This window comes from Salmonella sp. K21076 (assembly GCF_039650795.1).
Classification (GTDB): Bacteria; Pseudomonadota; Gammaproteobacteria; order Enterobacterales; family Enterobacteriaceae; genus Salmonella; species Salmonella enterica.
This window is the reverse complement of the sequence record NZ_JBCLYA010000007.1, coordinates 94,567-114,933: the sequence shown is the minus strand read 5'-3', so window position 1 is coordinate 114,933 and position 20,367 is coordinate 94,567. Positions and strand designations below refer to the sequence as shown.

Sequence of the window (20,367 nt, the reverse complement as noted above, 5' to 3'; positions counted from 1 at the left end):
CATGTATGAAGCAGCCCGTGTGGATGACCCTATCTACCACACCAGTGCGCTCGCCGGGTTTCTTATCGGCGCTATCATCGGCATCGCCATTATCGCGCTTGCCGCCTTTGCCTTCTTTAGCTGCGGTTTTCTTGCCGGGCTGATTCTGGGTTTTATGGCCGATCAAATAGCCTCCGGGGTATTGCAACTGGGCGAGGCCATCGGGCGCTCCATCCACCACACGGCAGGAAAAATCCTCACCGGTTCGGAGAATGTCAGCACCAACAGTCGCCCGGCGGCGCGCGCGGTACTGAGTACGGTGAAATGCGATAACCATATCGCAGAAAAACGCATCGCCCAGGGTTCCGGCAATATTTACATCAACAGCCAGCCTGCCGCCCGTAAGGATGACCATACCGAATGCGATGCGGTGGTTGAAGACGGTTCGCCGAATGTGTTTCTCGGCGGCGGCACACAGACGGTACTGGAAATCAGTTCTGAAATTCCGGACTGGCTGCGCAAGGTGGTGGATGTATTGTTTGTCGTGGCGAGTCTGCTCGGCGGGCTGGCCGGGGCGTGGCGGCAGGCGGCAAAGCTGGGGACGAAATTTGGCACTAAATGTGCCGCTAAGTTTATCGGCGGGGAGCTTACCGGGATGGCCGTGAGTGAGGCTATCAGCGGGCTGTTCAGCAATCCGGTGGATGTGACCACCGGGCAGAAAATCCTGCTGCCGGAAACGGACTTCACCCTGCCCGGTCGCCTGCCGGTCACCTGCTCGCGTTTTTACGCCAGCCACCTGGAAACCGTGGGACTGTTGGGACAGGGCTGGCGGCTGAACTGGGAAACCAGCCTGCGCGAGGACGATGAACACATCACGCTGACCGGCGTACAGGGGCGGGAACTGCGTTACCCGAAAATGATGCTGACGCCCGGCCACCAGATATTTGGCCCGAAAGAACAGTTATACCTCAGCCGCCTGCATGACGGGCGTTACGTGCTGCATTACACCGATCGCAGCTATTACGTATTTGGTGATTTTGACAGTGACGGCATGGCATACCTGCTGTTTATGGAGACGCCGCACCGCCAGCGCATTGTCTTCGGGCACGAAGGAGGCAGACTGGTACGGATAGCCTCCAGCAGCGGGCATCACCTGTTACTGCACCGCACACAGACCCCGGCAGGGGAGCGGCTGTCGCGAATTGAACTGGTGCAGGGCGGCACCTGTGGCAATCTGGTGGAGTACCGGTATGACGATAACGGTCAACTGACCGGCGTGGTGAACCGGGCGGGAACGCAGGTGCGGCAGTTTGCTTATGAAAACGGGCTGATGACGGCGCACAGCAATGCGGCGGGGTTCACCTGCCGCTACCGCTGGCAGGAACTCGACGGCGCGCCGCGCGTGACGGAGCACGACACCAGTGACGGTGAACATTACCGCTTTGACTATGATTTTGCCGCAGGCACCACCACCGTCACCGGCAGGCAGGGGGAGTCATGGCAGTGGTGGTACGACAGGGAGACGTATATCACCGCGCACCGGACGCCGGGCGGTGGAATGTACCGCTTCACGTACAACGAAGACCACTTCCCTGTCAACATTGGGCTGCCCGGCGGTCGCACGGTGGCGTATGAATATGACATCCAGAACCGGGTGGTGAAGACGACAGATCCGGAAGGCCGGGTGACGCAGACGCAGTGGAACGGCGAGTTCGACGAAATCACGCGCACGGCGCTGGACGATGACGCTGTCTGGAAAACGCAGTACAACGCCCACGGCCAGCCAGTGCAGGAGACGGACCCGGAAGGGCGGGTGACGCAGTACGCTTACGATGAACAGGGGCAGATGTGCAGCCGGACGGATGCGGCGGGCGGCACGGTGGTGACGGCGTTCGACAGCCGGGGGCAGATGACGCGGTACACCGACTGTTCAGGGCGTAGCACAGGATATGACCACGATGAGGACGGCAACCTGACGCGGGTGACGGACGCGGAAGGGAAGGTGGTACGCATCAGCTACAACCGACTTGGGTTGCCGGAGACGGTGAACTCACCGGGGAAACAGCAGGACAGGTATACCTGGAATGCGCTGGGGCTGATGAGCAGCCACCGGCGCATCACGGGGAGCGTGGAGAGCTGGCGGTATACGCCGCGCGGTCTGCTGGCGGCGCACACGGATGAGGAGAAGCGCGAGACGCGCTGGCAGTACACGCCGGAAGGCCGGGTGACCGCGCTGACCAACGGCAACGGGGCGCAGTACCGGTTCAGTCACGATGCGGACGGCAGGCTGATGCGTGAGGTGCGCCCGGACGGACTGAGCCGTACTTTTATCCTGGACGACAGCGGTTATCTGACGGCGATACAGACCACGGGTACGCAGGGCGGCGTGCGGCGGGAGACGCAGCAGCGGGATGCGCTGGGCCGTCTGTTACGGACGGAGAATGAACACGGCCAGCGGACGTTCAGCTACAACCGGCTGGACCAGATAACGGCAGTGACGCTCACGCCCACGGAGGCGGGGCAACAGCAGCACCGGATGCAGGCCGACACGGTGCGTTTTGAGTATGACCGCAGCGGCTGGCTGACGGCGGAGCACGCGGGGAACGGTAGCATATGTTATCAGCGCGACGCGCTGGGCAACCCGACGGACATCACGCTGCCGGACGGGCAGCACCTGACGCATCTGTATTACGGGAGCGGGCATCTGTTACAGACGGCGCTGGACGGCCTGACGGTGAGCGAGTATGAGCGCGACAGCCTGCACCGTCAGATAATGCGCACGCAGGGGCAGCTTGCGACGTACAGCGGCTATGACGACGACGGGCTGCTGAGCTGGCAGCGCAGCCTGGCGCCCGGCAGTGCCCCTGTTCTTCCCGGCCAGCGCCCGGCGCGGCAGGGCTGCGTGACGTCGAGGGACTATTACTGGAACAACCACGGCGAGGTGGGCACGATTGACGACGGCCTGCGTGGCAGCGTGGTGTACAGCTATGACAGAAGCGGTTACCTGACCGGGCGCTCAGGTCAGATGTATGACCATGACCGTTATTATTACGATAAGGCGGGCAACCTGCTGGATAACGAAGGGCAGGGTCCGGTGATGAACAACCGGCTGCCGGGCTGTGGTCGTGACCGTTACGGTTATAACGAGTGGGGCGAGCTGACCACGCGGCGCGACCAGCAACTGGAGTGGAACGCGCAGGGGCAGCTGACGCGGGTCATCAGCGGCAACACGGAGACGCACTACGGCTACGATGCGCTGGGGAGGCGAATCCGCAAGGCGACGTACGGGCGGCACACGGGCCATACGGCGCGGAGCCGGACGGACTTTGTGTGGGAGGGGTTCAGGCTGTTGCAGGAGAACGTGCAGCAGCAGGGCTGGCGGACATATGTGTACGATGCGGAACAGCCGTACACGCCGGTGGCGAGCGTGACGGGGCGGGGAGAAAGCAGGCAGGTGTGGTATTACCACACGGACGTGACGGGCACGCCGCAGGAGGTGACGGCGGCGGACGGAACGCTGGTGTGGGCGGGGTATATCAGGGGGTTTGGAGAGAATGCGGCGGACATCAGCAACAGCGGGGCGTACTTTCACCAGCCGCTGCGGCTGCCGGGGCAGTATTTTGACGACGAGACGGGGCTGCATTACAATCTGTTCAGATATTATGCACCGGAGTGTGGACGGTTCGTCAGTCAGGATCCGATTGGGTTAAGGGGCGGGTTAAACCTGTATGCGTACTGCCCTAATCCACTGACATGGATAGATCCTCTGGGACTGGATTTACACCATATAATTCCGCAAGAGGTTTGGAAAACTTTTAAAACGGATTTAAAAAAAGTCACCGGATATGTGCAAAACGTCACGAAGAAAGCAATGGATGTAACAAACTTAATTGATCTGGATAAACCTTTCCATGGTAATCATCCTGCCTATAGTGCTTATGTAAAAGATAAAATTAGTGAACTTATAAAAAATAAAAAATTAAGTTTAACTGAGCTAAGAAATTTGCAGGATGAGTTGAGGTCTAAAATTAATGCTGCAAAAGCATCTGGTAAAAATCTGAATGACTATTTTAAAGGAGGTTGCTAATAATGAAATATAAAAAAATAAGAGTATCTTATGATACCGAAGTTACTGGAAATGTTAATGGAGTCTACTCGGTAGAGATAAAAGATAGTCTTTCCTTTAAAAGTAAAGAAGATAAAAAATATTTCGAAGGCTTTTTTTTGAAAAATAGCAAGGATTATAATAGAGTGATGATTGATGACTTTAAATGCATTGATGTTAATAAAATTCAAGAAATATGTTTTTTCCCTGTAAGGAAAAAAATAAAAGAAATAGATATGATTGATTTTTGTCCATTCAAACTTGGACTCGATTTTCTGATATCTAAAAAATTATTTGATATCATGAATAACTTTAACCTGCCTCCAGTTAATAAAATACCAACCAGAATCAACACATTCAATACAGAATATTTTTTGATTGGTTTTCCAATGATACCACAAGAAAGAATTGATTTAAATAAATCCATATTTTTTGATACAAAAAAAAGAAGCGAATTTAATTTAAAATCATACGACGCATTTATAAATACAGATTTTTCTGTTAAACCCAGAAAAATATATCCAGATGTATTTTACGATGTTGATACTATCGGTTTTCAGGGGAAAGGGCTATTTTTTTCTGACAGACTGATCGATGCAATACAGGACGCCGGGATTGTCGGGCTGCATGTTGATGACACTGAAATGGAAATGAATCCATAGACTGACACGGGATATTTGATGACCGCGATGTTGTTTTTTCTGTTGTTAGTGAGCAAACCGGCAATTGGTAGTAATACACTGAAGATCCCGACTCATCACCGGAATATCCCCGGTGTCATTCAGCGCACCGGGAAAATCTTTCAGCCATGCTTTAACGTTTCGCTGGTTGATATAGGTCACGCCCATCCCTTCAATACAGCCCAACAGTTCACGGGTATTTTGCAGCGTGATCACGATGCAGTCTTTCATCACCCGAATTTTAACGGGCACTCCGTTAATAAACCCGGCCTGCGGCATCCATTCACCGCATAAACGAACTGAACGTCCCTCAACCCGTGAATAGAACTCACAGTGGGTAAAATCCGGCACAGTATCAGCGCGAGTTTGCGTACGACGACAACGACTGCATGACGATGCACCGGGAGCCGGGCGGCGAACGGTATTACTACACCTGGGCGTGGTTTGAAGGCCCGGACGATGCGGCGTGGCGGGTGACGGGCCATCATACGGACAGCGGCGAGCAGTACCGTCTGGACTGGAATCTGGCAGAACGTTCGCTGTGCGTGACGGATAGCATGGGGCGTACGCGCTGCCACTGGTGGGATGCGCAGGGCCTGGTGACGGCGTACCGGGACGAGGCCGGGCAGATGACCACTTTCCGCTGGAGCGATGAAGAGCGGTTACTGCTGGGGATGACGGACGCGCAGGGTGGCAAATGGCGTTATGTCTATGACCGTCTCGGCCACCTGACGGAGACGCATGACCCGCTGGGCCGGGTTGAGCAGACGCAGTGGCACCCGGTGTGGCACCAGCCGGAAACGGAGGTGGATGCCGCGGGGGTGGCGTGGCGTTATGAGTATGATGAGCGGGGCAACCTGCAGGCGGTCAGCGACCCGCTGCACCAGCGCACGGTATACGGGTATGACCGGCACGGCCAGGTGGTGCGGATAACCGACGCGCGGGGCGGAGATAAATACCTGCAGTGGAACGAAGACGGACAGCTTATGCGCCACACGGACTGTTCTGGCTCGCAGACGGCATGGTTTTATGATGAACGCACGCGGCTGGAAAGGGTGACGGACGCGGAGAGTAACAGTACGCGTTACAGCTATGACGGCAACGGACATCTGACGGAGGTCATGTTCGCGGACGGGCGTACGGAGCGTTACCAGCCGGATGCGGCGGGACGGCTGGTGAAATATACGAGCCCGGCGGGGCAAATAACACGCTGGCAGCGGGACGGCCAGGGGCGGGTGCGCAGGCAGACGGATGCGACGGGTCGCAGGACGGCGTATGAGTACGACGCTTACGGGCGGCTGACCACGCTCACGAACGAGAACGGGGAAAGCTACCGGTTCCGGTACGATGTTCTGGACCGGGTGACGGAACAGACGGACCCCGGCGGCAGCCGCCGGGCATACGGGTATAACGCGCTGAATGCGGTGACGGCAGTGATATACGGCGGGGAGCGCGGGGGAGAAATCCGCCACGGTCTGGAGCGTGATGCGGCGGGGAGGCTGACGGCGAAAATCACGCCGGAGACGCGCACGGAATACCGGTACGACGCGGCGGACCGTCTGCTGGAAATCCGCCGCAGGCGGCATGATGCGGCGGAAGGCGGAGAGCCGGAAGTTATCCGGTTCAGCTACGACAGTGCGGGTAACCTGCTGAGCGAGGAGACGGCGCAGGGCGTGCTGCAGCACCGGTACGATGTTCAGGGCAACCGCACAGAAACGCAGATGCCGGACGGGCGGACGCTGCGGTACCTGTACTACGGGAGCGGACATCTCCAGCAAATCAACCTGGGGCGTGATGTCATCAGCGAGTTCACGCGCGACCACCTGCACCGTGAGGTGCAGCGGAGCCAGGGGCGGCTGGACATGCGGCGGATGTACGACCGGACGGGCCGGTTAACGCGGAAACTGACCTGTAAAGGAATGCGCGGTGTGGTGCCGGAGACGTTTATTGACCGGGAATATGCGTACAGCGGCCAGGATGAGCTGCTGAAAAAGCGGCACAGCCGGCAGGGGGTGACGGATTATTTTTACGACACGACGGGGCGCATCACGGCGTGCCGGAATGAGGCATACCTGGACAGCTGGCAGTACGACGCGGCGGCGAACCTGCTGGACAGGCGGCAGGGAGAGACCGCGCAGGCGGGTGCAGGCAGCGTGGTGCCGTTCAACCGGATAACGTCATATCGCGGGCTGCATTACCGTTACGATGAATATGGCCGGGTGGTGGAAAAGCGGGGCCGCAACGGCACGCAGCACTACCGCTGGGACGCGGAGCACCGGCTGACGGAAGTGGCGGTCACCCGGGGGGGCACCGTACGGCGTTACGGGTACGTGTACGACGCGCCGGGCAGGCGGGTGGAGAAGCACGAGCTGGACGCGGAAGGAAAGCCGTATAACCGGACGACGTTTTTATGGGACGGAATGCGGCTGGCACAGGAGTGCAGGCTGGGAAGAAGCAGCAGCCTGTATATCTACAGCGACCGGGGGAGCCACGAGCCGCTGGCGCGGGTGGACAGGGCGGCGCCGGGCGAAGCGGATGAGGTGCTGTATTACCATACGGACGTAAACGGCGCGCCGGAGGAGATGACGGACGGCGGGGGCAATATTGTCTGGGAAGCGGGCTATCAGGTATGGGGGAACCTGACGCATGAAAAAGAAACCCGGCCCGTACAGCAGAACCTGCGTTTCCAGGGGCAATATCTGGACAGGGAAACGGGGCTGCATTACAATTTGTACAGATTTTATGATCCGGATATCGGGAAGTTTATATCGGGCGATCCGATAGGGTTAGCGGGTGGAATAAACCTCTACCAATATGCGCCTAATCCGCTAAGTTATATAGATCCGCTAGGTTTATGTAAAAAATTTGCTGGTAAAGGTTCTCCGGCAGAAAGGGCCAGGAATTATAGAAGCACTGGCTAGGTAGGTGGAAAACGAAATATTGCAACATCCAATTATAATATTAATGGTCAAACAGGAACGGCTGATGCACTTAGTGGCATGAATACGAATAATTCACCATTTTTACATACTCCAGCAGACGGAAGTCGAAAGTTCACTACCTTCGAAGTGGGGCATGACAGGGCTTTCGATTCTGAAGTTAAAATATTTGAACATATAGCCAATAAATTTCCAACAACGGCAAAAGGTCGTATTGATCTATACTCGGAATTAAAAGTATGCCCCTCATGTTCAGAGGTTATAACTCAATTCAAAGCAATGTATCCTAATATTGAAGTTAATGTGACATGGGGAGGGTAATATGGAACAGCGAGCTTTTTTGATTGAAATTAAGAAGTTAATTGCATCGATAACGTCAAAAAACATGACTGTCAAGGGGTGTTCTACAGAGGATATACTGTATCTGGAAGAAAACTATGGAGAATTACCAAAGTCTTATAAATTATTTTTATCTCTTTTGGGTGTCGAATCTGGTGACTTTAAGGAAGGGACTGATCTTCTTTTTAAAGATATAAATGATATAAATAAGTATACAGTTGAGTTGATGCAAGAAAATAATATAAGCATTCCAGATGGAATGTATTCTTTTTTATTGCATCAAGGATATTCTGCGTTGTTTTTTATTGAAAGAGATGATGACCCTTCTGTATATTGCTATACAGAAGGGAAGGAGATAAAGAAAACTAAATATGTTTTCAGTGAATATGTTCTGGCTGAAATAGAATTGTATAATAGATACCAGTAATACATTAGGTGTTAATAAAGCCGGGAAAGAAATTAACTCTTCCCGGCTTTTTTATTATTTAACCCCCTGTCAAATCCCGCCTTCGAGCCTGCTCCGCTTAATCACCGGAATATCCCCGGTATCGTTCAGCGCCCCCGGAAAGGTTTTTAGCCACGCTTTCACCTTCTTTTGATTAATAAAAGTCACGCCCATCCCTTCAATACAGACAAAGAGTCCGCGGGTATGCTGCGGCGTGATCACGATGCAATCCCTCATTACCCGCACCTTGACGGGCATCCCGTTAATAAACCCCGCCTGCGGCATCCATTCACCGTACAAACGAACTGAAAGTCTCTCAACGCGTGAGTATGTAAGTATCCCGCATAATCGAGCCATTCACATTTAGAGATCATCCGACATAATCAATCTGCCAACGCAGGAGATCGCTATGCGTAAAGCCCGTATTACTGCGCACCAGATCATCGTTGTGATTAGATCAGTCGAATCCGGACGGACTGTTAAAGATGTCTACCGGGAGGCCGGTATTTCTGAAGCCACCAGGGATAACTGGAGGTCTGGATACGGCGGCAGGGATACGCGTGGAATCACAAAAGGCTCCACCGTATTTACTGTCTGCTCAAGCTGAATTTTCGCCGTAAGGGTAAACAACGGCTGCCGGTACGCAATCCCTCGCCACTGGTCACGCCGGAAGCGCTGAACCAGAGCTGGTTTATGGGCGTCGTTTTCGCACGTTCAATGTTGTTGATGACTGTAATCGTGAAGCGTTGTCGATTGAAATCGATCTGAATCTGCCAGCTCTGCGAGTGGTCCGTGTACTCGACAGGATTACAGCAACCTCGGTTATCCGGCCATGCTGCGTATGGATAAGGGACCGGAATTTATCTCGCTGGCACTGGCTGAATGGGCAAAGAAACATGTAGTAAAGCTGGCGTTTATCCAGCCGGGTAAGCCGAAGAAAAACGTTTTCATCGAGCGTTTTAACCGGACATACCGTACAGAAATACTCAATTCTTATCTGTTCAGAACGCTGAATGAGGTGCGGGAAATTACGGATAAAGGGTTATCAGAATATAACTGCGAACGTCCACATGAATCGCGGAACAATATGATACCGGAGGAATACCGCCAATAACGTTATCTGGCCGGAATCTTAAAAATGCATGGAACTAAAACGGGTCTATTTACAGGGGCACCTGCGATGAATTTCGCTGCACTGAAAAGCGATACCGGATGAGAGTTGCTTCAAATTAATGTGCCATGTTCACGGGGAGGTGGTGCGACGTTTGCATAATCCAGCAAGAACTGAAAGGAAGGGGAGAGCTTTTTCATGCCTGTATAATCAGTCTGGCCTGTGTCAGTCAGCTCTTAGTGTTGAGACTCTCGTTGGAGCGTTATAATTGCTTTTCCGTTTCGGAAAACAAGATTTTCCATTAAAGATCTTCCCTGCGAGGAAAAGTTAACTAATAATCTTACCGTCGAGTTAGGAGATGTATGTTTAAATATAAACAATGTTGCAACGATGCCTGATAATTATCCTCTCTTCGAAGATAAGTTTCCCACACCCAGTGTGGTGGGTTTCATTGTAATGTTATCACTTGAATGTAAATGGAAGGTATAATTGCTTTTTGACTGGCATTCTATTCCACCCTGACAATACGATGTTAACATCAATGCTGGTTATATTGGCAATAACGCAATTTTTTTCAGATTAAGAGGTGCTCTGATATATAGATTTTTATGACATTACTTGTTTGAATTGGTAACAAATACCAATAAGTACAAGTTGTTATTACCAGCCAGGGATTTTCCCATATGGTAAAATTTGTTATGACATCATAACATTCTGGACGTGCGATTTTAACTTAGTTTTAAAGAGGTATTTTTTCAATGAAAAACATAAAAAAATTAATTATCGCAAGCGTGTTGAGCATGATAACTGCTAGTTGTTATGCTGGTTCAATCGTGGTGGGCTCAGAGCAACAAAGTTCAGTGGATATTGGCTTTGCCTCTCCCCAGCAGTTGAGCGTAACATTTGCTCCAGTGGCGGGCTTAAAGGCTGGGGTGATTAAGTCTAATACGGAGATTGCGACTATTGCAGTTAGTTCTGTTGCTGCTAAACAATTCGCGATCGCAGCGGATTTTAAGGCAAAGAATGTCATGAATGGCGATACATGGACTTTATATGGTAAAAATACTGGCAAAGGAATCAAAGTGTACTTCTATGGTGAGACAACCTCACCAAAGGGGAATGTAAATTACAATGGGCATCAGTGGATCATATATGATATTAACGACAAACTTGGTGTTAAACTAGCTGGAGATCAGAATGTCCCAGCTGATGTCTTCCCAATGACTGTAAACATAGCGGCATATCAAGCTTAATAGTAAGCAACTTCTATTAAGTATTATTAAGTCTTAAAGTATTCCCAGCCACAGGCTTTTCTGTACGGTGAATTTTGGTATGACATTATTCATTCTTGATGTGCTGGGGGATTTTGAAAAGGTGGATTTCCGATGAAAAACATAAAAGATTTAATTATCGCAAGCGCATTGAGCATTATGGCTGCTAGTTGTTATGCTGGCTCGCTCGTGCCGAATACAAGCACTGGCGTGTCGGCGGATGTAAACTTCAGCAATCCTGGACAACTACAAGCACAGCTTACTCCAGTGTCTGGCTTGGTGGCAGGGCCTCATAAGGGTGATGAGGCTATTGCTATACTTTCGGCAAGCGGTTCGAGCAAACAATACGTGGTAACGGGAGATTATTCTAAACCTGAAAACAGTGGGCAACGACAGCGATGTGTGGACGGTAATTGGTAAAAGTGGTAATACCATTAAAATTACCTTTGGGGGGGTAGCCTGTGGCTCAAAAGGTTCATTAGTGGATGGTGCTTCGCATAAGTGGTGGATATATAACATGACAGACAAAGTCGCTGTGAAATTGTCTGGATCACAAACGGTAAAGGCTGATACTTATCCAGTGACGATACACATAGCGGAGTATCAAGCTTAATAGTAAACAACTTTTATTGCGCTTTATTAAAGCGCAATAAATATCAAGTCATACATTTTTTTATAACTTGTAATATGAAAATTATTAGTTTTGGTGTAATGGCGGCTGTTTTATTCGTCTCTAATTCTATAACTCCTCCAGTGTATGCCGCTGAGCAGAAATTAAGTTTAAACACTAAATCATTCAGCGTGAAGCTGGGGGCTACACGGGTGATTTATCACGCTGGTACAGTTGGAGCCACGCTCTCGGTGAGCAACCCGCAGAATTACCCTATTTTGGTTCAGTCTTCAGTCAAAGCAGCAGACAAAAGTTCGCCTGCTCCTTTTTTGGTGATGCCGCCTCTATTTCGTTTAGAAGCGAACCAGCAGAGTCAACTGCGTATTGTCCGTACTGGTGGTGACATGCCAACGGATCGTGAGACTTTACAGTGGGTCTGTGTAAAGGCGGTACCACCCGAAAATGAACCGTCGGATACACAGGCTAAGGGCGCGACCCTTGACCTCAATTTGTCCATCAACGTCTGTGATAAGCTGATTTTCCGCCCGGATGCCGTGAAGGGGACGCCGGAAGATGTTGCAGGAAATTTAAGATGGGTGGAGGCGGGCAACAAACTTAAGGTGGAGAACCCCACCCCGTTTTACATGAATTTAGCCTCCGTCACAGTAGGGGGAAAGCCCATTACAGGGCTTGAGTATATCCCCCCTTTTGCTGACAAAACACTAAATATGCCAGGTAGTGCCCATGGTGATGTCGAGTGGAGAGTTATTACTGACTTTGGTGGTGAAAGTCATCCGTTCCACTACGTCCTTAAATAAATCCAGGGGCTTAGCGGCAGAATATGAAGTTCAAACAACCTGCCTTGCTACTGTTTATCGCGGGAGTGGTTCACTGCGCAAATGCGCACACTTACACATTCGATGCATCAATGTTGGGCGATGCAGCGAAAGGGGTTGATATGTCGCTCTTTAACCAGGGGGTACAACAGCCAGGGACTTATCGAGTGGACGTAATGGTGAATGGTAAACGTGTCGACACCCGTGATGTGGTGTTCAAATTAGAAAAGGATGGGCAAGGAACGCCTTTTCTGGCTTCTTGTTTGACGGTCAGTCAGCTTTCACGCTACGGCGTAAAAACGGAAGATTACCCTCAGTTGTGGAAAGCAGCAAAGACCCCAGATGAGTGTGCGGATCTGACCGCCATTCCACAGGCTAAAGCGGTACTGGATATCAATAATCAGCAACTGCAACTGAGTATTCCGCAGTTGGCGTTGCGTCCGGAATTTAAGGGGATCGCTCCAGAAGATCTTTGGGATGATGGTATTCCGGCGTTTCTGATGAACTACAGTGCGAGGACAACGCAGACGGATTACAAAATGGATATGGTGGGGCGTGACAACTCTTCCTGGGTACAACTGCAACCGGGAATCAATATAGGTGCGTGGCGTGTCCGCAATGCGACCAGCTGGCAGCGGAGTAGTCAACTGTCGGGGAAGTGGCAGGCAGCATATACCTATGCTGAGCGTGGACTGTACTCACTAAAAAGTCGTCTGACTCTGGGGCAAAAGACTTCGCAGGGGGAGATATTTGATAGTGTGCCATTTACCGGTGTGATGTTGGCATCGGATGACAACATGGTGCCCTACAGTGAGCGGCAGTTTGCTCCGGTAGTGCGTGGGATTGCCCGCACGCAGGCTCGGGTGGAGGTCAAACAGAATGGTTACACCATTTACAACACCACCGTGGCGCCCGGACCGTTTGCACTGCGGGATCTGTCGGTAACAGACAGTAGTGGTGATCTGCATGTCACCGTGTGGGAGGCCGATGGCAGTACACAAATGTTTGTGGTGCCGTATCAGACCCCGGCGATAGCACTGCACCAGGGATATTTGAAGTACAGCCTGTTGGCGGGCCGATACCGATCGTCAGACTCTGCAACGGATAAGGCGCAGATCGCGCAGGCTACGTTGATGTATGGTCTGCCGTGGAATCTCACTGCATATGGCGGTATACAGAGTGCAACGCACTATCAAGCTGCATCGCTTGGTTTGGGAGGATCTCTCGGGCGGTGGGGGAGTTTATCTGTCGATGGAAGCGACACACACAGTCAGCGTCAGGGGGAAGCGGTACAGCAAGGAGCCTCCTGGCGACTGCGTTACAGCAACCAGCTGACTGCGACGGGGACAAATTTGTTTCTGACGAGATGGCAATATGCCTCGCAGGGCTATAACACCCTATCCGATGTGCTCGACAGTTATCGACATAATGGCAACCGTCTATGGTCGTGGCGGGAAAATTTGCAGCCGAGCTCACGTACCACCCTGATGTTGAGTCAGTCATGGGGGAGGCATTTGGGCAATCTGAGTTTAATCGGTTCCCGTACCGACTGGCGTAATCGCCCCGGTCATGATGACAGCTACGGACTGAGTTGGGGAACCTCTATCGGAGGGGGCTCGCTGTCATTGAACTGGAATCAAAACAGAACGCTGTGGCGCAATGGCGGGCACCGTAAAGAGAACATAACCAGCCTGTGGTTCAGTATGCCATTAAGCCGCTGGACGGGGAATAATGTAAGTGCTAGTTGGCAGATGACTTCACCATCACACGGTGGTCAGACGCAACAAGTGGGGGTCAACGGAGAGGCATTCAGTCAGCAACTGGATTGGGAGGTGCGTCAGAGTTACCGTGCCGATGCCCCGCCAGGTGGTGGTAATAACAGCGCATTGCACTTGGCATGGAATGGGGCTTACGGCCTGTTAGGTGGTGACTATAGCTACAGCCGGGCGATGCGCCAGATGGGAGTCAATATCGCGGGAGGTATAGTTATCCACCATCATGGTGTGACGCTGGGGCAACCTTTGCAAGGCTCAGTGGCGCTGGTTGAAGCGCCAGGGGCCTCGGGGGTGCCAGTTGGCCCCTGGCCTGGCGTTAAGACGGATTTTCGTGGCGACACCACAGTGGGCAACCTGAGCGTCTATCAGGAGAATACAGTCAGCCTCGATCCGTCGCAACTACCGGATGACGCAGAGGTCACACAAACCGATGTGCGCGTGGTGCCAACCGAAGGGGCGGTGGTGGAAGCGAAGTTTCACACTCGCATCGGGGCCAGGGCACTGATGACGCTGAAACGGGAAGATGGTAGCGCCATTCCTTTCGGGGCGCAGGTTATAGTCAATGGGCAGGATGGCAGCGCTGATCTGGTGGATACTGATAGCCAGGTTTATCTCACTGGTCTGGCGGATAAGGGCGAACTGACGGTGAAATGGGGAGCACAGCAATGTCGGGTTAACTACCACCTACCTGCCCACAAGGGAATCGCGGGCTTGTATCAAATGAGCGGTCTCTGCAGATAGCCGATTCTGAAGGAGAGAATAATGTGGATGAAAATACAGCGAGTGAAAACGGTTATCTATAGCGTAAGCTTACTGGTCGCTGCCAGTAGCTTGGTGCCGATAGCGAACGCCGCAGAAAAACTTCAGACAACGCTACGTGTAGGTACTTACTTTCGGGCCGGGCATGTGCCAGATGGGATGGTGCTTGCGCAAGGCTGGGTGACTTATCACGGCAGTCACAGCGGGTTTCGGGTATGGAGCGATGAGCAAAAGGCGGGTAACACGCCTACCGTATTGCTGCTGAGCGGGCAACAGGATCCTCGCCATCACATTCAGGTTCGCCTGGAGGGCGAGGGGTGGCAACCAGATACGGTGAGTGGTCGTGGCGCCATTTTAAGAACCGCTGCAGATAACGCCAGTTTCAGTGTGGTCGTTGATGGCAATCAGGAAGTGCCTGCGGACACCTGGACGCTGGATTTTAAGGCCTGTGCATTGGCGCAGGAGGATACGTAGCCGTCTGTTCCACTCATACTTCCTGTATCAGTGAATAAGGCGAATACTGTATATCAGGTTCGAGGATGTATTGAAAATTTACTCAAGGCAAATATGGTTAGCAATCTTCATTGCAGAAAAATCAATTGCTGATTGATTTTAAAATCTGAAATTCATCTTTTTTTGTAGGGAGAGGAATATTATGTTTCGTAAAATAATTTAACGGACACTGATGCCTTTATTATTTTCTGTTTTGTGGATTTGTTTGATTCACTCTTTTGTGAGCGGGGCTTTATAAGCCCTTAGTATAAGGTTTGTTTATCTGTCAGGTATTCATATGTGATATTTAAGATTTTATGTTTAGGGGGCTTTTTCTTGTCCCCTCAGGCGTAAAAATAATTTATTTTTTACATAAAGGAATAAAGCATATGTCTTATGCACGACATTTACCGGTATTAATGTATCACCATGTCAGTGATAAACCCGGACAGATAACCTTATCTCCCCGTACGTTCCGGGCGCAGATGAAATGGCTGGCTGAATCTGGCTGGAAAACCGTTACTGCTGCAGCGGTGGAAGCTTTTTATCATGGTGCAAGATTGCCTCGTAAAAGCGTCATGCTGACTTTTGATGGCGGCTGGCTGGATAACTGGTTGCAGGTTTTTCCGGTGCTGCAGGAGTTTAATCTGCATGCGCATCTCTTTCTTGTGACCAGTTTGATCAGTGACGGACCGGTTCGTATTCCTGCAGGCGAACCGGTGTACTCTCATGATGAGTGTCAGATGCTGGTTAAACAAGGCCGGGTTGATGAGGTCATGCTGCGCTGGTCAGAGGTCCGGGAGATGCACCTCAGTGGCCTTGTTGAGTTTCATTCGCACACGCACACCCACCGACGCTGGGACCAGAAGCCTGTGTCCCGTAATCCGTCGGATTTGCTTCGTGTCGATATTCTTCTTAGTCGTAAGCGGATGAGGGAGATGCTGGGTTACTGCAGTCAGCATCTGTGCTGGCCTGAGGGCTGGTATTGTTCTGATTATATTCATGTGGCTGAAGAGCTGGGGTTCACATACCTGTATACCACAGAAAGGCGTATGAACAATCCAGTCATCGGTTCACAGCGTATTGGTCGTATCAACACAAAGGAGCGAAAGAATGTGGGCTGGCTGAAACGTCGCCTGTTTTATCACACCACGCCCGGATTTTCTTCGCTGCTGGCCCGGCATAAGGGGGCACGTCGGATAGCTGACTGAGCCGGAGACCAGGATGAAAGTGCTGCATACCGAATCCTCCCCCATCATCGGCGGGCAGGGGTTGTAGGCTATATCCCAAATGATGGTGCTGATTTTGAGCAGAAATAAGATAACACCGGAAGCCGTGATAGACCCGGTTGCGCAGAATCTGGAGGCAGCAGGTCACTGGCGCAGGGCTTCTACCCGCTGGCTTTTGGTCATGGGCGATTTTGAATGTACAGAGGCCCAGCGGGAGTGGTTGTTGTTGCGCCGGAATTATTGCCTTGCGCAGATATCTTCCCCTGGCACCAGTAAAGCTGGATATCAGCGACGTGACGAAATGAGAGGAGCCTGCACATAGGTTTATGTTTTGAGTAAGCGTCTTATTTAAACCGTCTGTTCTGTTTCCTCCGCTTTCACAAATAATGTCGAGCCGGGTGGGGGACTCAAGTAAGAATAATCTGGCGATGTTTTGCTTGTTTCCACGGGATACTTTGTTAGGTGAACGATACAATTAATGCGCTCCAGACTGCGTCACAGAAAAGGAGAATGCCTTTGCAGAACGGGCGCATGACAATGAACCACTTTATTATTGAGATCTGGTTCGGCGACAACCTTGACGATCGCTTCTGAGATAGGGTATTTACACTGAGTGGTAAACAGGTTCAATTAGTAACCGGAGATGGATGCAAAATCATGATCGATTCAGATGCTATTTTGCAGCCAATAGGTTTTTTATTATGATGATATCAAGGACATTGAGGCACACAATGACGCATCAGTAAGTCGTTGATAGCTCCTTTAATATAAGAATTTCTTTTATCAACGGAAGATAATGATGGAACTGATCAATAATCGTGGTATGCGAGATTGGATGATATTTATTAAAGTGGCGGAAGTAGGGAATCTTTCCCGGGCTGCGCGGGAATTAGATATTAGCATTTCTGCTGTCAGTAAATCGCTTAGTCGCCTTGAGAATTCTATTGAGGTTACTTTACTTCGGCGCGATTCACATCACTTAGAGCTGACTGGAGCTGGTCAGACAGCCTATGCAAGCATGAAAAGGATAACATCTTCCTTTCAGTCCTTGCTGGATGAATTGCGAAATCCGGATAAAATTATCAGAGGGAGTATAAAATTTTCGGCTCCGGCTATTGTCTGTGAGTTTCTTGCCAATAAGTGGATATGGGAATTTACAGCTAGCTATCCGGATACAAAAATCTACCTGGATTCACGAGAGCGTAGCGATTTTTTTAGTAAATCCCTGGAGTTTGATGAGCTGGTTTTTAAAAGTGGCATAATCGAAAGTGAGGATCTCGTGTATCGAAAGATAAGCCCTTTAAAGTTGGTTCTTTGTGCAAGTCCGAAATATATCAGAAATATGGCAGGATCTCACATCCTGGCGATTTGGAAAATCACATTATTGTGGGTCTTCACAACCATGGTCTTTCCGGACCTCTTACTCTTTTCCGTCAAGAGGAATCATACACTATTAGTGGCGCTGTTAATGTTCATTTATCTTCCAATAATCTTTTGAGTGTTCTTAATTTGGTTTTAGAAGGGAAGGGTATCAACCTCATGACTCCGGCCTGGCTTGCCACTAAATACTTAAAAAATAATGAACTTGAAATTATACTTCCTGAATGGAGAGTTCCAGATCTCCCCATTTATCTTGTATGGCGTCATCGTCAGTATTATTCTCCTTTATTTCAACGCTTTCTGTCTTTTATTGAAGATAAATGGAATAATCGCCCACAAATTGATTTTCTGAATGATGATTAACTCGTTTGGAATGGTTTTGACACGTTCCTGACTTAAACCCACATGATGATGACTGAATTGAGGCATCGAGATATGCGACTGGCCGGCCAGTCGTCTTTTGACGATGCCCAATACAAAACATGATGCCGACTGACGGAAATGATAATACCCGGAAACAGGACGGGGCTGTTTTTGGGCAGCCGGAAGTTAAGCCCATGCCAGAAACGTTGCAGTGTACTGAAAAATGGCGCTAGGTTGCACTGTAAGTATCCCGCATAATCGAGCCATTCACATTTAGAGATCATCCGGCATAATCAATCTGCCAACGCAGGAGATCGCTGTGCGTAAAGCCCGTATTACTGCGCACCAGATCATCGCTGTGATTAGATCAGTTGAATCCGGACGGACTGTTAAAGATGTCTACCGGGAGGCCGGTATTTCTGAAGCCACCAGGGACAACTGGAAGTCTGGATACGGCGGCATGGAAGCTTCTGATATTAAATCTTGAGGATGTCAACGCCAGGATTTATGGTCGTTTTTCGCTATTTTTAATATCCGCTGTTTGATCACTTCTGCTGTCCGCTTTCCGCCATTTCATCTTCACTGATTGGCGTTGCGCTTTTGGTCAGCGCCCCGACTTTGCGTTTTTCCTTCAGTTGGTAACTTTCTCCTTTGATATTCAGTGTGGTTGAGTGATGCAGTAGCCGATCCAGGATCGCTGTTGCCAGCACGTTATCACCGAACATCTCTCCCCAGTCTGCGAAGCCTTTGTTTGACGTCAGGATAATGCTCGCTTTTTCATACCGTCGGTTCAGCAGTCGGAAGAACAGACTGGCTTCCTCACTGGTCATTGGCAGGTAACCTATTTCGTCCAGGATCAGCCCCCGCGCATAGCTCAGTTGTTGTAGCTGGCGCTCCAGGCGGTTTTCCAGCTTCGCTTTCATCAGCGTCTACCAACCTGTCCTGCGGCATGAACAACACCCGATGGCCCACATCTGCCGCTTTCACACCGGGGGCAGCGGCCAGGTGGGTTTTCTCCACTCCGGGGGCCCCAGCAGGATCACATTCTCGCAGCGCTCCACGAACGCCAGACCGGCCAACTCCCGGACGACCTTACGATCGATGCCTGGCTGGAAGCTGAAGTCGAACTGCTCCAGCGTTTTGACTCATGGCAGACGAGCCTGTTTCAGCCGGGATTCCATTCCGCGCTGATGTCTGCCGTTCTATTCCTGCTGCAGCGCCATGCACAGGAATGTCGACTTATTTTGGGCTGACAGAGGCATTGGTCGTTAAGACTTGTATATTCATGTTGCTTACTCGCACAAAAGGGGGAAAGGAACCGTAAACAACATTGACAGGTAAGGGACTGGCATCAATTTGAATGGTATTTTTTATAACATTATGTTTTAAAAGGTGAATTGTATTTTCATGGTGAGTTGTTCTGTTTTATATTGTTGTTTGTGGAATATTTAGCTAATATTTAATCTAAAAATAGTGTATTATATTGATTACACTTTGCTGGAGAGGTGTAAACATCAAGCGTAACCATATGATGTATATAAGTTTTTGTTTGCTGATATCATATTTTTAACAGATATTGAGCAAGTAAATCTGATCTAACTGTAACTTTAGTTTTCTAAATTAATTACTTTGCTTACTTTTTTTTACCTGGTTTTGTAAAACCTCATGATGATCAGTCTATTTGTGGCTTTGTTTAAGGTTTATTTGGTTTTGTAGTCTGAATTGTATCTCCCTCCTGGAGGGCTTTCTTTAGATTCTCTGTCTCCTACGTTGTTATGTTACGTATTTGTTGCTTTGAAGGAGGGGGAAATACAGTTCCATTTATCTGAGTAAGTCAGGTACACAGTAACAACTTTCTTATGAAGAATTTCCAAAATTTTTACTGCGGCGTTATTAATTGTTCAGCGATTCTTACAGATCTGTCGTTCGCTTTTGGTGAATGAAATCCGTGGACTTTTATTTACTAATTTTTTCTTTCCTGAAAAAAACAGAGGTATTGAGCGAAAAATTTTATTCCGTATGATGCCCTCCACACAAAATGTATTAACACTGAA

General features: G+C 50.3%; 12 protein-coding genes and 7 pseudogenes. 16 read left to right on the top strand and 3 right to left on the bottom strand.

Translation table 11 applies throughout. The features are described from left to right. Window position 1 precedes the first annotated feature (1 nt). The gene (locus AAYN39_RS03200; RefSeq protein WP_000272669.1) at window positions 2-4,066 is read left to right on the top strand and encodes an RHS repeat-associated core domain-containing protein; all 4,065 of its coding nucleotides are present in this window, start codon (window positions 2-4) and stop codon (window positions 4,064-4,066) included. A 2-nt stretch (window positions 4,067-4,068) separates the two neighbouring features. Then, complete coding sequence (locus AAYN39_RS03195; protein WP_000875616.1) at window positions 4,069-4,746, top strand: hypothetical protein; 678 nt, start codon at window positions 4,069-4,071, stop codon at window positions 4,744-4,746. Between the two features lie 45 nt (window positions 4,747-4,791). Here AAYN39_RS03195 and AAYN39_RS03190 read toward each other — a convergent pair whose 3' ends face one another. Next, on the bottom strand, window positions 4,792-5,115 hold the full coding sequence (locus AAYN39_RS03190; RefSeq protein ID WP_072073180.1) for a SymE family type I addiction module toxin: 324 nt from the start codon (window positions 5,113-5,115) through the stop codon (window positions 4,792-4,794). On the opposite strand from AAYN39_RS03190, the pseudogene AAYN39_RS03185 reads away from it, so the two are divergent. The 3 genes and pseudogenes from AAYN39_RS03185 to AAYN39_RS03175 form a co-directional block, all read left to right on the top strand. Then, window positions 5,115-7,619 (top strand): annotated as a pseudogene (locus tag AAYN39_RS03185) (RHS repeat-associated core domain-containing protein); the annotation flags it as partial. The gene AAYN39_RS03190 and the pseudogene AAYN39_RS03185 overlap by 1 nt on opposite strands. A gap of 144 nt (window positions 7,620-7,763) precedes the next feature. Beyond that, window positions 7,764-8,024 (top strand): deaminase domain-containing protein, encoded by a 261-nt coding sequence (locus tag AAYN39_RS03180; protein ID WP_010989117.1) that lies wholly within the window; start codon window positions 7,764-7,766, stop codon window positions 8,022-8,024. 1 nt (window position 8,025) lies between these two features. Next, window positions 8,026-8,469 (top strand): SMI1/KNR4 family protein, encoded by a 444-nt coding sequence (locus AAYN39_RS03175; protein WP_000437847.1) that lies wholly within the window; start codon window positions 8,026-8,028, stop codon window positions 8,467-8,469. A 69-nt stretch (window positions 8,470-8,538) separates the two neighbouring features. On the opposite strand, the gene AAYN39_RS03170 is transcribed toward AAYN39_RS03175, so the two are convergent. Beyond that, the gene (locus AAYN39_RS03170; RefSeq protein ID WP_010989118.1) at window positions 8,539-8,844 is read right to left on the bottom strand and encodes a SymE family type I addiction module toxin; all 306 of its coding nucleotides are present in this window, start codon (window positions 8,842-8,844) and stop codon (window positions 8,539-8,541) included. 52 nt (window positions 8,845-8,896) lie between these two features. Here AAYN39_RS03170 and AAYN39_RS03165 point away from each other — a divergent pair. The 11 genes and pseudogenes from AAYN39_RS03165 to AAYN39_RS03115 all read left to right on the top strand — a co-directional run. Further along, a pseudogene (locus AAYN39_RS03165) lies at window positions 8,897-9,601 on the top strand (integrase core domain-containing protein). Window positions 9,602-10,356: 755 nt separating this feature from the next. Continuing rightward, entirely contained in the window at window positions 10,357-10,851 is a 495-nt protein-coding gene (locus tag AAYN39_RS03160) for a lipoprotein (RefSeq protein WP_000789625.1), read from the top strand. A 132-nt stretch (window positions 10,852-10,983) separates the two neighbouring features. Further along, window positions 10,984-11,289 carry a hypothetical protein gene (locus tag AAYN39_RS03155; RefSeq protein ID WP_001766340.1) on the top strand — a complete coding sequence of 102 codons (306 nt, stop codon included), beginning with the start codon at window positions 10,984-10,986 and terminating at the stop codon, window positions 11,287-11,289. Window positions 11,290-11,556: 267 nt separating this feature from the next. Beyond that, window positions 11,557-12,297, top strand: a complete 741-nt coding sequence (safB, locus tag AAYN39_RS03150) for a pili assembly chaperone SafB (RefSeq protein ID WP_000691915.1) — start codon at window positions 11,557-11,559, stop codon at window positions 12,295-12,297. Window positions 12,298-12,320: 23 nt separating this feature from the next. Continuing rightward, entirely contained in the window at window positions 12,321-14,831 is a 2,511-nt protein-coding gene (locus AAYN39_RS03145) for a fimbrial biogenesis outer membrane usher protein (protein ID WP_000669630.1), read from the top strand. Window positions 14,832-14,852: 21 nt separating this feature from the next. Next, window positions 14,853-15,323: an AfaD family invasin gene (gene afaD / locus AAYN39_RS03140; protein ID WP_000266939.1), complete on the top strand. Its 471-nt coding sequence runs from the start codon at window positions 14,853-14,855 to the stop codon at window positions 15,321-15,323. Between the two features lie 407 nt (window positions 15,324-15,730). After that, window positions 15,731-16,552 (top strand): polysaccharide deacetylase family protein, encoded by an 822-nt coding sequence (locus AAYN39_RS03135; RefSeq protein WP_000119384.1) that lies wholly within the window; start codon window positions 15,731-15,733, stop codon window positions 16,550-16,552. A gap of 82 nt (window positions 16,553-16,634) precedes the next feature. After that, window positions 16,635-16,875, top strand: a pseudogene (locus AAYN39_RS03130) (PerC family transcriptional regulator). Window positions 16,876-17,366: 491 nt separating this feature from the next. Further along, window positions 17,367-18,313 (top strand): annotated as a pseudogene (locus AAYN39_RS03125) (LysR family transcriptional regulator). 119 nt (window positions 18,314-18,432) lie between these two features. Then, window positions 18,433-18,543: pseudogene (locus AAYN39_RS03120) on the top strand (hypothetical protein); the annotation flags it as partial. An 89-nt stretch (window positions 18,544-18,632) separates the two neighbouring features. Then, a pseudogene (locus AAYN39_RS03115) lies at window positions 18,633-18,819 on the top strand (transposase); the annotation flags it as partial. Window positions 18,820-18,858: 39 nt separating this feature from the next. Here the strand turns inward: AAYN39_RS03115 and AAYN39_RS03110 are convergent. Further along, a pseudogene (locus tag AAYN39_RS03110) lies at window positions 18,859-19,416 on the bottom strand (ATP-binding protein). Between the last annotated feature and the right edge of the window lie 951 nt (window positions 19,417-20,367).

Excerpts from the sequence above, each read along its gene's own strand:
- AAYN39_RS03155 (WP_001766340.1), top strand. The coding sequence starts at position 10,984 with ATGAAAAACATAAAAGATTTAATTATCGCAAGCGCATTGAGCATTATG.
- AAYN39_RS03145 (WP_000669630.1), top strand. The coding sequence starts at position 12,321 with ATGAAGTTCAAACAACCTGCCTTGCTACTGTTTATCGCGGGAGTGGTT.
- AAYN39_RS03195 (WP_000875616.1), top strand. The coding sequence starts at position 4,069 with ATGAAATATAAAAAAATAAGAGTATCTTATGATACCGAAGTTACTGGA.
- AAYN39_RS03175 (WP_000437847.1), top strand. The coding sequence starts at position 8,026 with ATGGAACAGCGAGCTTTTTTGATTGAAATTAAGAAGTTAATTGCATCG.
- AAYN39_RS03135 (WP_000119384.1), top strand. The coding sequence starts at position 15,731 with ATGTCTTATGCACGACATTTACCGGTATTAATGTATCACCATGTCAGT.
- AAYN39_RS03180 (WP_010989117.1), top strand. The coding sequence starts at position 7,764 with ATGAATACGAATAATTCACCATTTTTACATACTCCAGCAGACGGAAGT.
- AAYN39_RS03200 (WP_000272669.1), top strand. The coding sequence starts at position 2 with ATGTATGAAGCAGCCCGTGTGGATGACCCTATCTACCACACCAGTGCG.
- AAYN39_RS03170 (WP_010989118.1), bottom strand. The coding sequence starts at position 8,844 with ATGGCTCGATTATGCGGGATACTTACATACTCACGCGTTGAGAGACTT.
- afaD (WP_000266939.1), top strand. The coding sequence starts at position 14,853 with ATGTGGATGAAAATACAGCGAGTGAAAACGGTTATCTATAGCGTAAGC.
- safB (WP_000691915.1), top strand. The coding sequence starts at position 11,557 with ATGAAAATTATTAGTTTTGGTGTAATGGCGGCTGTTTTATTCGTCTCT.
- AAYN39_RS03160 (WP_000789625.1), top strand. The coding sequence starts at position 10,357 with ATGAAAAACATAAAAAAATTAATTATCGCAAGCGTGTTGAGCATGATA.